We start from the raw sequence: 12,121 nt of genomic DNA, 5'->3' as shown, positions 1-12,121 counted from the left end.
GCACCCATGTATCTCATGAACCGTTCTTCTCCACGAACTCCTTCAGCCAGCCGCGGAACTCCGCGCCCAGGTCGTCGCGCTCGCTGGCGAACTGCACGACGGTGCGCAGGTAGTCGAGCTTGTCGCCGGTGTCGAAGCGGTTGCCGCGGAACAGCACGCCCCGCACGCCGCCGCCGTGCTCGGCGGGCGTCGTGGCCAGGGTGCGCAGCGCGTCGGTCAGCTGGATCTCGTTGCCGCGGCCGGGCGGCGTCTTCTCCAGCACCTCGAAGACGGCGGGGTCGAGCACGTAGCGGCCGATGACGATCCAGTTGCTCGGCGCGTCCTCGACGGCCGGCTTCTCGACCAGGTCGGTGACCTCGACGACGTCCGCCTCGTCGGTCGGGCTGATCGCCGCGCAGCCGAACTTGGAGATCTGGTCGTGCTCGACCTCCATCAGCGCGATGACGCTGCCGCCGTACTGCTGGCGGACCTCGATCATGCGCTTGAGCAGCAGGTCGCTGGAGCCGATGAGGTCATCGCCCAGCAGCACCGCGAACGGCTCGTCGCCCACGTGCTGGGAGGCGCAGCTCACGGCGTGGCCGAGGCCCTTGGGCTCGCCCTGACGGACATAGTGGATCTGAGCAAGTTCGGCCGACTCCTGGATCGAGGCGAGCCGGGCGGAGTCACCCTTGTTGCGCAGCGCCTCCTCCAGCTCGTAGGCGCGGTCGAAGTGGTCTTCAATGGAACGTTTCGACCGCCCGGTGATCATCAGGACGTCGGAGAGTCCGGCCGAGACGGCCTCCTCCACGACGTACTGGATCGCGGGCTTGTCGACGATCGGCAGCATTTCCTTGGGCGTCGCCTTGGTGGCGGGCAAGAATCGGGTTCCGAGCCCGGCCGCGGGAACCACTGCCTTGGTTACGGGTGAGATGTCGGCCATAAGAAAAACCCTAGTCAACTCCGGGAGTCTCGGGTGCAGGAAGACGCGAAGCCCTCGTTGCGAACCCATATACGGCAAGCGCGGCGAGAGATGACGGACACGGATCTAGCCGGAGCAAGTTCCGCGATACGGGATGTTCTACTGAGCCTCCCGGAGCTTGAGATGGCATCTTCAATCGCAGCATACGCCTCAAAAGGTAACGAACCGGGCACGCGGAGTCTGCTGTTCGCCCTATGGAAGCGCGGCTCTTATGTGCTTCTACCCAGATTGTTGCCGGATTGCGACCTCGATTGGGCCTCGTATGAAGGACCCGATTCGCTCGTCGCGGCCCCGGGCGGTCTCCTCGAACCCACCGAACCTCCCCGCGGGGTCCAGGCGATCAAGGCGGCGGACGTCGTCCTGGTGCCCGCCCTCGCCATCGACCGGCAGGGGCGCAGGCTCGGACAGGGAGGCGGCTCCTACGACCGGGTGCTGGCCCGGGTGAGCCCCGCGGTCCTCACCATCGGCGTGGTCTACGACGCGGAGTTCGTGCCGGAACTGCCCGCCGAGCCCCACGACCAGCCCGTCCGCGCGGTCGTCACGCCCTCGGGCTTCCACCGGCTGCCGCTGGGAGACTCATGACGCCACCCGTCCCGTACCCCTTCATGGGGCTCGTAGGAGATTCGTAGACTCGGCCCCGTGTGGAAGATCGCGGTGCTGCTGCCGCTGCCCCCGGAAGTCATCGAACTGCTCTTCGCGCCGTTGAAGGACCGTGCGGAGGTCGTTCTACCGTCCTCCCGCGACCGGGCCGGACAGCATGCCGTACTGGCCGAGGCCGACATCGTCGTCGGGGACTTCACCGGTGAGCTGCCGATGGACGCCGAGGCCGTTGCCGCAGCGCCCCGGCTCGTCTTCCTCCAGCAGCCGCAGGTGGGTGTCGACACCTGCGACCTGGACGCGCTGACGGCTGCGGGCGCCGCGGTGGCCAACACCGCCGGCGCCAACACCCGTTCTGTCGCCGAGTGGGCGGTCGGGGCGGCCTTCGCGCTGTGCCGCAAGTTCGCCTGGACCGACCGGCGCATGCGCGAAGGCGGCTGGCCGCAGCTCGACGTCCGGGGACGTGAACTGCACGCCCAGCGCGTGGGGATCGTCGGGTACGGGGCGATCGGGGCCGAGTCGGCGCGGCTGTTCCAGGCGCTCGGGTGCCGTGTCTCCTACTGGAGCCGGACGCCCAAGGACGGTGCCGTCGGCACTTACCTTGAGCTCGATGAACTGCTCGCCGGTAGTGACGTGCTGGTCGTGGCCATCGCGCTCGTTCCGGAGACGACCGGGCTCATCGGGCCCGAACAGCTCGCCCTGCTCCCGAAGGACGCGCTACTGGTGAACGTGGCGCGCGGCGGGATCGTCCCGGACGACGCCGTGCTGGCCGCGCTGGACTCCGGACGGCTCGCGGGGGCGGCTCTGGACGTCTTCGAGCAGGAGCCTCTGCCGTCGGAACACCCGCTGCGCTCCCACGAACAGGTGCTGTTGTCCCCGCACGCCGCCGGAGCCAGCGCGCAGGCGCAACTGAACGTCATCGGACAGGTCATGGCGAACATCACGGCGGTCCTCGACGGGAAGCCGGTCGAGCACGTCGTCAACGGGTTGCCGCCGCTGATTCACAGAAAGACGCACGCTTGACGGCGCACTAATCGTGGGCTGAACGCGCGTTGTGCGCAGGAGGTGAGCGCGCGACGGTCACGGCCGTACCGCACCGTTCGGGATAATCATCCCCGGAGGTGATCGATTGCAACTGGAAGCGTGGCTTGCGCTCGGTGCGGCGATGGTCCTGGTGGCGATCGTGGCGGTCCGGATGTCCCACCGGCTCGGCCTTCCCAGTCTTCTCGCCTATCTCGGCCTCGGTCTGCTGCTGGGGGAATCGGGCCTCGGCATCCGGTTCGACGACGCGGAACTCGCCAAGACCCTCGGCCTGCTCGCCCTGATGATCATCCTGGTCGAGGGCGGGCTGAGCACCAACTGGCGGCACGTCAAAGGCAGCGTCCCGGCCGCACTCTCCCTGGCGGTCGTCGGCACCTCCCTGAGCATCCTCATCGTCGGCGGCGCCGCCCACTACCTGCTGGGCACCGACTGGCAGCTGGCCCTGCTGCTCGGGGCGATCCTCGCGCCCACCGACTCCGCGGCGATCTTCTCCGTCCTGCGGCGGCTGCCGCTCCCCCACCGGCTCGCCGGAATGCTGGAGGCCGAGTCCGGATTCAACGACGCGCCCGTCGTCATCCTCGTGCTGGCGCTCAGCGGGAGCCACCACGCCGCCGGCAACGTGGAGCTGATCGGCACCATCGTCTACGAGCTGGCCGTCGGCGCCGTCGTCGGCCTGGCCATCAGCTGGGGCGGCGCCTGGGTGCTGCGGCAGGTCGCGCTCCCGGCGTCCGGCCTCTACCCGCTGGCCGTGATGTCGCTGGCCGTCGGCGCCTACGGCGGGGCGATCCTGCTGCACGCGTCCGGGTTCATGGCCTGCTACCTGGCCGGGCTGGTGCTGGGCAACGCCCGGCTGCCGCACCGGCCGGCCACCCTCGGGTTCGCCGAGGGCATCGCCTGGCTGGCGCAGATCGGGCTGTTCATCATGCTCGGACTGCTGGCCAGCCCCGCCGACCTGCCGGGACAGCTCGTCTACGGGCTGGTCGCCGGGCTCGTCCTGTCGTTCGTGGCACGGCCCCTCTCGGTGATCATCGCCACCACCGGGTTCGGGGTGAGCTGGCGGGAGCGCGCCTTCCTGTCGTGGGCGGGGCTGCGCGGCGCCGTGCCGATCATCCTGGCCACCGTGCCGATGACCGTGGACCTGCCCGGCGCCGACCAGCTGTTCGCCGCCGTCTTCGTGCTCGTCGTCGTCTTCACCGTGATCCAGGGGCCGACGCTGCCGTGGTTCGCGCAGAAGCTGCAGATCACCGAGGAGGGCAAGGCGACCGAGCTGGGCGTGGAGGCCGCGCCGCTGGAGGAGCTCAAGGCCGATCTGCTGCAGATCAAGATCCCGGAGAACTCGCGGCTCGCGGGCGTGGAGATCTTCGAGCTGCGGCTGCCGCCCGGCGCCCAGATCACCCTGGTGCTCCGCGAGATCGTCGGAGCCGACAAAGTGCTGGAGAAGCGGAGTTTCGTACCCGCGCCCACCACCGTCCTGCAGGGCGGGGACGAGCTGCTCGTCGTCACCACGGCGACCGACCGGGAGGTGGCCGAGCGTCGGCTGCGCGCCGTGAGCAGGCAGGGCAAGCTGGCGGGCTGGTTCGGAGAGCGCGGGGACTAGACGTACTATTGGCAGTCGGCAATGCCGAGTGCCAACCAGTCGCCGACTCTTGCCGAGTTGTTTTCTTTTGAAGGAGGGGCCAGTGCCCACGTACCAGTATGCGTGCACCGCCTGTGGTGAGGGCCTGGAAGTCGTCCAGAAGTTCAGCGACGACGCGTTGACCGAGTGTCCCGCCTGCGGCGGCTCGCTCCGCAAGGTCTTCTCCGCGGTGGGCATCGTCTTCAAGGGCTCCGGGTTCTACCGCAACGACAGCCGAGGCTCCGGCAAGTCGACGGCCCCGGTCACCACCACCTCCTCCACGGAGAAGAAGTCCGAGAGCTCCGGGTCGGACTCCTCGAGCTCCGGCTCCGCCAAGTCGGACTCCTCGTCCACGACGTCCTCGACGACTTCCTCGTCCTCCTCGACGAGCACCGCCGCCGCCTCCTGACGCCCCGCGCGCCCCGCCCCGGACCCCCGGAACGGGGCGCGCTTCAGCCGGCTCGACGGCTCGACGGCTCGACGGCTCGACGGCTCGACGGCTCGACGGCTCGACGGCTCGACGGCTCGACGGCTCGACGGTCGTGTATACCCGGGTGCCGGGTGATCCGGGTGCGGTCGTCTCCGTGGATCTCCGGGTTATCCACAGGCCGGAACGCGGGGGTTCGGTCCGGCGGTTAGCGTCGGGCTCATGAAACCGCAGCTCTTCCGCTACCGCCGTCCTCTTGCCGTGCTCTGCGCCGTCCTGGCGGTTTTACTGGTCCGTCTGCCCTCGGCTCCGCCGTCCCTGACGGGAAGCCCCGTCCTGGCCGCCGCTCGCGACCTGCCGAGCGGTACCCGCCTCACCGCCGAGGACGTTCGGACGGTCCGCCTGCAGCCTCCGCCGTCCGGAGCGCTCGTCCGCCTTCCCGAGAACGCGGCGCTCGCCGCGCCCGTACGCCGCGGCGAGCCGCTGACCGACCTCCGCTTCCTGGGCCCGGACCTTCTCGCCGCCCACGGTCCCGGCCTCGTGGCCGCCCCCGTCCGCATCTCCGACCGGTCCCTCGCCTCGCTGGTCCGCCCCGGCGACCGGGTCGACGTCCTCCCCGCCCCCGAAGGCCACCTCACCACACCGGGCTCCTCCGCTCCCCCGAGCGGCCCTCTGGTCACCGCGGCCCCCGTCCTCGCCGCCCCTCCGACCGACGAGACCACCGGAGCCCTCTTACTCCTGGCCGTCACCCGCCCGGAAGCCACGACCCTGGCCGCCACGCCTCACCTGACCCTCACCCTGCATCCACCCCCGTGAGTCGTCCCAGGTCCACCCATGCGAACTTCTCCCGCGGCCGCCCGCCAGACGTTCCCGGGTCCGTCCTCGTGGGCTTCCCGTACGTCCTCCCGCGAGTCGTTCCTGGTCTGTCCTCGTGGGCTTCTCCCACGGCCGCCCGCCAGACGTTCCTGGTCTGTCCACGTGGGCTTCTTCCGCGACTGCCCGCCAGACGTTCCCAGGTCCGCCTTCGTGAACTTCTCTTACGTCCGTCCGCGAGACGTTCCAGGTCCACCCATATGAACGTCTCCCGCGACCGCGCGCGAGACGTTCCCGGGTCTGTCCTCGTGGGCTTCCCTTACGACCGCTCGCGTGGCTTGCCTCACCGGTCCTTCAGGCAGGCCTGTCGGGGGTGGGGCGGGTCATTCGCGTTCGGCTTCGGTGCCGAACTCCCAGTGCCAGGGTTCGAAGGGGCTGGAGTAGGCCCAGGAGGGGTGGAACCAGCCGTACTTGCGGGAGTTGGCCTCCAGCCAGTTGAACTGGGTGGTGCCCTGGCTCTGGATGCCGCCGCACAGGTCGAGGGCCTGGCCCAGGCCGTGGTTGCTGCGGCCGGGGATGGCGGCGAAGCCGGGGCGCTGGTAGTAGATGCTGCGCTGCTCGGCCAGGTCGCGGTAGGCGTCGCGGACGCACATGTCCTGGCCGAAATGCTTCTTGTAGGCGGCGTTGAGCTTGTAGAAGCCCAGGGCGGCGTCCGCGCGGAGCATGAAGCCCTTCTGCGGGAGCTTGCACAGGTACTTGCTGGGGATCAGGCCGTTGGGGAACTGCGACGCCTCCTCGGCCAGCGCGGTGTCGCAGGTCAAAGTGAGGCGGGTGTCGCGGTCCAAGTCGAGGTTCTTCAGCATCTTGTTGAGCTGGTTGGTCAGCTGGTTGATGCGGTTGAAGAGCGTCTTCTTCTGCTTGGCGATCTTCGCTTGGTCGATCGCCGTGCTGGACTGCAGCTCCTGCGCCTGGTTCGCCAGGTTCTCCCGCCGCTCGCGCAGTTCCTTGGCGGTCTTGAGCATGCCGTTGTTGTTGTTCGCCAGGAACGACACGTCGGCCGAGCCGCGCAGCGCGTCCGTCGCGGAGGCCATGCCGAACAGCGACAGAGTGCCGGAGGCCGTCGGCGCCTGGTAGGCGGAATTCGCCAGCTCCGAGAGCGGCTCGCGCATCTTCTCGAACTCGGCGTCGGCCACCGCCAGCTGCTCCAGCGTCTCCCGGAGCCGCTTCTTCGACTTCTTGAGCTCGGTCTGCTGGCTCTTCCACGACTTGTCGAGCTTCTGCAGCTCGTCCCGCGCGTCGTTGGCCTTGCGCCGCAGCGACTCGACCTCTTCGATCCCAGGAGCCAGCGCCGCGACCTCCGGGGGTACACCCGTCACCACGAGTGACACCGTCATCAGGAGCACCGCGGCCAGCTTCGCTGACCGAGGGGTCGGCACGTGCGGTCCTCCGGGGCGATACAAGGAACAGGGGCAGCGCTCGAACCGTACTACACCTGACTCAATGCCCGATCCCGCCTCGTGCCCTCCACCGCCGAAGAACCGTCCCGCCACGACCGAGCACGCTCACCCGACTACACAAAGCCACAGAATCCGCGCCACACCCACCCGCCCGTCCACCCGCACCCGCACCCGCACCCGCACCCGCACCCGCACCCGCACCCGAGCAGACCAGATCCCGTCTGAAGCGCCTATGGCATCCGACCGCTTCCCGCATTCCGCACAGAAGCCGCAAGTCCCACCGACCAAACGTCCGCGCGGCCCTACCGACCGGACGCCGCACAGCTCCTCGGCCGAACGCCTAAGTAGTCCCGTCGGCCAAGCAGTGCAACGCCCCCTCTCGGCCATGTGTCCGCACGGTCTTACTGGCCGAACATCGCGCAGCCCCGTCGGCCGAGCGTCCAGGTGACTCTGCTGGCCGGGCGGCCAGGTGGTCCGGTTCCGGGCGGGCAAGTGCCCACGCGGACTTGCCAAGCAGGTAGTCGGGGCGGATGGCCAATTGGCCGGGTGGCCGGGTGGCCGGGTGGCCGGGTGGCCGAGTGGGCACGCGGGCTTGCCGGACAGGCAGTCAGGGGTGGGTGACCAATTGGCCAGGTGGTACCAGGCGAGCAAATGTCCACGCGGACTGCCGGACTGCCGGACTGCCGGACTGCCGGACTGCCGGACAGGCGGTCGGGGGCGGGTGACCAATTGGCCGGGTAGTCCCAGGCGGGCAAATGCCCACACGGACTGCCGGACAGGCGGTCGGGGGCGAATGGCCGGGTGAGGGCTTGGGCGGGGGCGGGCGGGGCGGGGGTTGGGAGTCAGGAGTAGGGCAGGAGGGTGGTGTTGACCTTTTCCCAGGCGGACTTCAGGTCGGACAGGCGGGTGGGCTCGGTGGTGGCGTAGTCGTGTTGTTCGCGTTCGTCCACGGCGAGGTTGAACAGCTGGTCGGTGCCGGTGGCGCCGCGGAAGTACTTCCAGTCTCCGCGGCGTAGGGCCCGGTAGCCGCGGGTGCGCCAGAAGAGGTCGCGTTCGGGGAGTTCCTCGCCGCGGAGGAGGTGGCCGGCGAGGTTCTCGCCGTCCAGGGGGTGGGTGGGGGCGGGGGCGGCGCCGCCGAACTCCAGGAGGGTGGCGGTCCAGTCGGGGCTGAAGACCGGCAGGTCGCTGTACTGGCGGGGGGCGATGGCGCCGGGCCAGCGCAGGATGTTGGGCACGCGGATGCCGCCTTCGTGGAGGCTGGACTTGGCGCCGGTGAGCGGCCAGTTGTAGGAGAAGCGCTCGCCGCCGTTGTCGCTGGAGAACAGGACGACGGTGTCGTTCTCCTGGCCGCTGCGGCGCAGGGCGTCCAGGACCTTGCCGACGGCGGTGTCGAGGGACTCGACCATGCGCGTGTAGGTCTCCAGGGAGCCGCCGTCGTTGTGGAGCAGCACCCGGGTGGGGTTGGCGCCGGACGCGATCTTCGCGGTGAGCCGGTCGCTGACCTCCTTGTCGTCCCTGGTCTCCCACGGCCAGTGGGGGGTGGTGAAGTTGAGGTTGAGCAGCCAGGGGCGGTCGTGGTCGCCGCGGACGTAGTCCACGGCGCGCTCGGTGAGGATGTCGGTGTAGTAGCGCAGGTCCTGGTAGGTGGCGTCGCCTTCGTACAAGTCGTACTCGCCCTGCGTGTTGATCTTGGAGAAGTAGTCGAGGCCTCCGGCGAAGTTGCCGAAGAACAGGTCCCAACCGGACTTGGTCGGGCTGAAGTCCGGCAGGAAGCCGGCGTGCCACTTGCCGATGAGGGCGGTGTCGTAGCCCGCCTTCTTCAGCAGGGACGCCAGGGTCGGGTGCTCGGGGGGAAGACCGACGCCCTTGGCGTTGATCGGCTCCAGCAGGCCGCCCGCCAGGCGTCCGGGGTAGCGGCCGGTGTAGAGCGAGAAACGGGTGGGCGAGCAGGTCGACGAACCGGAGTACGCCTGGGTGAAACGGACGCCTTGGGCGGCGAGCCTGTCCAGGTGGGGCGTCTTGATGTGCGGGGAGCCGTAGGCGGACAGGTCGGAGGCGCCCAGGTCGTCAGCGATGATCACCAGGATGTTCGGCTGCTTCTTCGGTCTGCGGCCGAGCGCCCGGAACGCCTTCTCGTCACCCCGCGGGTCGGACGGCGAGCCGAAAGCGGCGGTACCGGTCAGGACCGTCCCGGCCGTCCCCGCTCCGACGAGCCCGGCGAAGGAACGCCGCGACAACGACGCGCTCATATTAAACCTCTCAGGTAGGAATAGTTGGCAACGCAGTAGACAGCCGGGAACGCTCCATCGTCAACCCCTCTAGGACAATCCCCAGTTTTTAGGTATGTTTTCGACAACTCGGGAAGGCGGTTCGGGAAGCCCGGCCCCGCCCGTGAAACCTCCAGGCCGAACGGAACCGTCCGCGCGGCCCCCTGGCCGGGCGATCCCGTCCGTGCAGCGTCCGGGCCGGTGTCGTGTCGGTACGCCCCCAGCCCCCGCCCGCTCCGCCGGGGCACTTCTCGCATCCACCGCGGGCCGCAGCGCTCCGGCCCACCGGCCGGCAACGCGCCCTGAGGCGTTCGCCACCCGGCCGGAGCACCCGTTCGGGTTCGACATCGGGAGCAGGGCGGTTCCGCAGGCCATTTTGACAAAGGGGGTTGACAGGGAAGTGGGATGTCCGAGCGGGCTGTGCTGCCATTCGTACGGCGCCTGTGACAGCTTCCGAACAGCTCCGTGGACGGGAGACGGGTGGTCGGGAGGGCCGCGGACGGCGGAGATGGGGTTATGGGAGGGCATCAGGGCGCGGGAAGCGGTAATCTAGCGGGGTCGCGGAGCCGGAGGCCGAGTGGCGCGTCACGGAAGGCTCCCGGAGCGATCTCCCCGGAGAGGACGTGGCGGGCTCGGGTCCAGTAGGCTTTGGCGTCGTTGAGGCCCCGTAGCTCAGGGGATAGAGCAACGGTTTCCTAAACCGTGTGTCGGAGGTTCGAATCCTCTCGGGGCCGCAGTGCGCAAGACCGGTCGCGTTCCGCGACCGGTCTTTTCGTTTCCCGAGACCCGTCGTCACCGGCTTCTCGTCACCGGCTTCCGCCCAGACCGCCTGAAGAGCGTGCGAAGACCTGAGCCGAAGCACGGACAGCGACGAGCCACGCCCTGAGCCGCGCACGACGGCAGCCGTTCATCGCCGGGAACCGCGCAGGTCGCGCAGGATGTTCGGAGCCGCGCACGACGGCAGGACGCCCGAGTCGGGAACGGCACAGGGTGCTCAAAGCCGGGAGCGACGACAGAACGCCCAGAGCCCGGAAGGCCCCCGGGGCCAGGAGGAGCGGCGGAGCGAAAAAACCGGGCTCAGGAGGAGCGGCGGAGCAGGGCGGTGATGAGCTCGGCGGAGGTTTCCGGCGGGTGGGCGGCGACGCAGAGGTATTCCATGGCCTGGAGGTGGATGTCGACCTCCTCGCGCTTCTCGTGGTGGGTGGAGCCGGCCAGGGACTGGACGTAGGCGATGTCGCCGAGCTCGCGCTGGGGGAAGCGCAGGAGGGCGAAGGCGCCGGACTGGGCGGGGTGCTCGCCGGCGGAGAAGGGCAGGACCTGGAGGGTGACGGCCTTCAGGGTGAGGAGGTGCTCCAGCTGGCGGCGGTGGACGCCCGCGTCGCCGACGGCGCGGTGCAGGACCGACTCGTCCAGGACCGCCCACAGGCGGGGGCCGCCGGGGCGGAAGAAGGCGCGCTGGCGGGACAGGGTGATCTCGACGCGGCGGTCGAGCTCGGCCGTGCGGACGCCGGGGTGGGCGGACGCCAGGAGGGCGCGGGCGTACTCCTCGGTCTGCAGGAGTTCGGGGACGAACTGGGCGCTGTAGGTGCGCAGCCGGGTGACCGCCTCCTCCAGGCCCAGGTAGGTGGCGAACCAGGCGGGGAGCAGGTCGTTGTAGGGCTGCCACCAGCCGGGGCGGTTGGCCTCGGCCGCCAGGTCCATGATCTCGGCGATCCGGTCGGGGTCGGTGACGCCGTACAGGGCCAGGAGGTCCTCGATGTCACGGATCTTGGAGCCGACCCGCCCCAGCTCCAGACGGCTGATCTTGGATTCGGAGGCGCGGATGGCGTAGCCGGCGTCGGCACGCGTGATGCCCCTGGCCTCCCGCAGCCCACGGAGCCGGGAACCCAGTTGCATCCGGCCGGTCATCGAGCCGGAACTCATCGATCAGCACCCTCCTGGACTGCACGTGCAGGTGCACGGTCAGTGGGCAAGGGTAGCGAACGGAGTGTGATCGAGTCCATGGAACCCGTATTCGTCCATCATTCGTTATCAGGAGAGAACCGACCATGACTGTGGCGGTTTGACTGTTAAGTCACTCACTTCACGGTTTTACCACCCGTTTGTAGGAAATCACGGTAGCTCGTGCTGGACTGGATTTGACTCCTGCCCCAAGCGACCGGCAGCCGGTGCGGAGGAGGGATGATGACCACCATCGAGTCGACCCGGAGAGCCGCGGCCGCCGAGCGGGCCACCGCGCGCTACGAGCGTGAGGTCCTGCCCCTGGCCGATCCGCTCTACGCCAGCGCCGTCCGGATGACGCGCAACAGCGCCGACGCCGAGGACCTCGTCCAGGAGACCCTCACCAAGGCGTACGTGAACTTCCACCAGTTCCAGGAGGGCACCAACCTCAAGGCCTGGCTGCACCGCATCCTCACGAACAATTTCATCAACGCCTACCGCAAGAAGCAGCGGGAGCCGCAGCGCACCGGCTCCGACGAGCTGGAGGAGTGGCAGCTGGCCCAGGCCGAGTCGGCGGTCTCGGGCCTGCGCTCGGCCGAGCACGAGGCGCTGGACCGCATTCCCGACGACGACGTGGTGGCCGCCCTGCGCGCACTGCCCGAGGAGTTCCGCAACGCCGTCTACCTCGCGGACGTCGAGGGCTACGCCTACAAGGAGATCGCCGAGATGATGGGCACCCCCATCGGGACGGTGATGTCCCGCCTCCACCGGGGCCGCAAGCAGCTGCGCGAGGCGCTCTCCGACCACCGACCACACGTCCCGACCGCCCGCGCGGCGTGACCCGCGCGGCGCGATTCGGGGCATCGGCGGCACGGCACGGGGCACCTGATCCACTTCTCGAAGAGGCCCGGCCATCCCAGAAAAGGGATGGCCGGGCCTCTTCGTAAGATTTGGGGAACTGCTCTTTTATGCCCGTTTTACCCGTAAGATCCTCCTCACGATCCT

Annotated in this window: 10 protein-coding genes and 1 tRNA gene; 7 read left to right on the top strand and 4 right to left on the bottom strand. The window is 69.2% G+C overall.

Annotated features, from left to right (window positions below):
* Window positions 1–13: 13 nt before the first annotated feature.
* A complete protein-coding gene (galU, locus tag ABD140_RS08860) occupies window positions 14–919 on the bottom strand; it encodes a UTP--glucose-1-phosphate uridylyltransferase GalU (protein WP_344238719.1) in 906 nt (301 codons plus the stop codon).
* A 33-nt stretch (window positions 920–952) separates the two neighbouring features.
* Between galU and ABD140_RS08855 the strand changes: the two genes are divergently transcribed.
* The 5 genes from ABD140_RS08855 (at window position 953) to ABD140_RS08835 (ending at window position 5,454) form a co-directional block, all read left to right on the top strand.
* Complete coding sequence (locus ABD140_RS08855; RefSeq protein WP_344238717.1) at window positions 953–1,540, top strand: 5-formyltetrahydrofolate cyclo-ligase; 588 nt, start codon at window positions 953–955, stop codon at window positions 1,538–1,540.
* Window positions 1,541–1,597: 57 nt separating this feature from the next.
* Window positions 1,598–2,578 carry an NAD(P)-dependent oxidoreductase gene (locus ABD140_RS08850; protein ID WP_344238715.1) on the top strand — a complete coding sequence of 327 codons (981 nt, stop codon included), beginning with the start codon at window positions 1,598–1,600 and terminating at the stop codon, window positions 2,576–2,578.
* A 106-nt stretch (window positions 2,579–2,684) separates the two neighbouring features.
* Window positions 2,685–4,193 (top strand): potassium/proton antiporter, encoded by a 1,509-nt coding sequence (locus ABD140_RS08845; RefSeq protein ID WP_344238713.1) that lies wholly within the window; start codon window positions 2,685–2,687, stop codon window positions 4,191–4,193.
* Window positions 4,194–4,275: 82 nt separating this feature from the next.
* On the top strand, window positions 4,276–4,620 hold the full coding sequence (locus tag ABD140_RS08840; protein ID WP_344238711.1) for an FmdB family zinc ribbon protein: 345 nt from the start codon (window positions 4,276–4,278) through the stop codon (window positions 4,618–4,620).
* A 240-nt stretch (window positions 4,621–4,860) separates the two neighbouring features.
* Entirely contained in the window at window positions 4,861–5,454 is a 594-nt protein-coding gene (locus tag ABD140_RS08835; RefSeq protein ID WP_344238709.1) for an SAF domain-containing protein, read from the top strand.
* A gap of 380 nt (window positions 5,455–5,834) precedes the next feature.
* Here the strand turns inward: ABD140_RS08835 and ABD140_RS08830 are convergent, their stop codons facing one another.
* Together ABD140_RS08830 and ABD140_RS08825 are read right to left on the bottom strand one after the other, a co-directional pair.
* A complete protein-coding gene (locus tag ABD140_RS08830; protein ID WP_344238707.1) occupies window positions 5,835–6,887 on the bottom strand; it encodes a D-alanyl-D-alanine carboxypeptidase family protein in 1,053 nt (350 codons plus the stop codon).
* An 863-nt stretch (window positions 6,888–7,750) separates the two neighbouring features.
* Window positions 7,751–9,157: a sulfatase-like hydrolase/transferase gene (locus ABD140_RS08825; RefSeq protein WP_344238705.1), complete on the bottom strand. Its 1,407-nt coding sequence runs from the start codon at window positions 9,155–9,157 to the stop codon at window positions 7,751–7,753.
* A gap of 679 nt (window positions 9,158–9,836) precedes the next feature.
* On the opposite strand from ABD140_RS08825, the gene ABD140_RS08820 reads away from it, so the two are divergent.
* Window positions 9,837–9,909 (top strand) — tRNA-Arg (locus tag ABD140_RS08820).
* Window positions 9,910–10,252: 343 nt separating this feature from the next.
* Here the strand turns inward: ABD140_RS08820 and ABD140_RS08815 are convergent.
* Window positions 10,253–11,098: a helix-turn-helix domain-containing protein gene (locus tag ABD140_RS08815; protein ID WP_344238703.1), complete on the bottom strand. Its 846-nt coding sequence runs from the start codon at window positions 11,096–11,098 to the stop codon at window positions 10,253–10,255.
* Between the two features lie 261 nt (window positions 11,099–11,359).
* Here ABD140_RS08815 and ABD140_RS08810 point away from each other — a divergent pair, with 261 nt between their 5' ends.
* On the top strand, window positions 11,360–11,956 hold the full coding sequence (locus ABD140_RS08810; protein WP_344238701.1) for a sigma-70 family RNA polymerase sigma factor: 597 nt from the start codon (window positions 11,360–11,362) through the stop codon (window positions 11,954–11,956).
* Window positions 11,957–12,121 lie beyond the last annotated feature (165 nt).

Origin of the sequence: Actinocorallia libanotica, assembly GCF_039525175.1 — a bacterium.
Lineage (GTDB): Bacteria > Actinomycetota > Actinomycetes > Streptosporangiales > Streptosporangiaceae > Actinocorallia > Actinocorallia libanotica.
The sequence above is the reverse complement of the archived record's forward strand: the minus strand, read 5'-3'. Positions and strand labels throughout refer to the sequence as shown.

What these genes read in the sequence shown, in the direction of transcription:
- galU (WP_344238719.1), bottom strand. Translation starts at nt 919, where the DNA reads ATGGCCGACATCTCACCCGTAACCAAGGCAGTGGTTCCCGCGGCCGGG.
- ABD140_RS08835 (WP_344238709.1), top strand. Translation starts at nt 4,861, where the DNA reads ATGAAACCGCAGCTCTTCCGCTACCGCCGTCCTCTTGCCGTGCTCTGC.
- ABD140_RS08825 (WP_344238705.1), bottom strand. Translation starts at nt 9,157, where the DNA reads ATGAGCGCGTCGTTGTCGCGGCGTTCCTTCGCCGGGCTCGTCGGAGCG.
- ABD140_RS08815 (WP_344238703.1), bottom strand. Translation starts at nt 11,098, where the DNA reads ATGAGTTCCGGCTCGATGACCGGCCGGATGCAACTGGGTTCCCGGCTC.
- ABD140_RS08810 (WP_344238701.1), top strand. Translation starts at nt 11,360, where the DNA reads ATGACCACCATCGAGTCGACCCGGAGAGCCGCGGCCGCCGAGCGGGCC.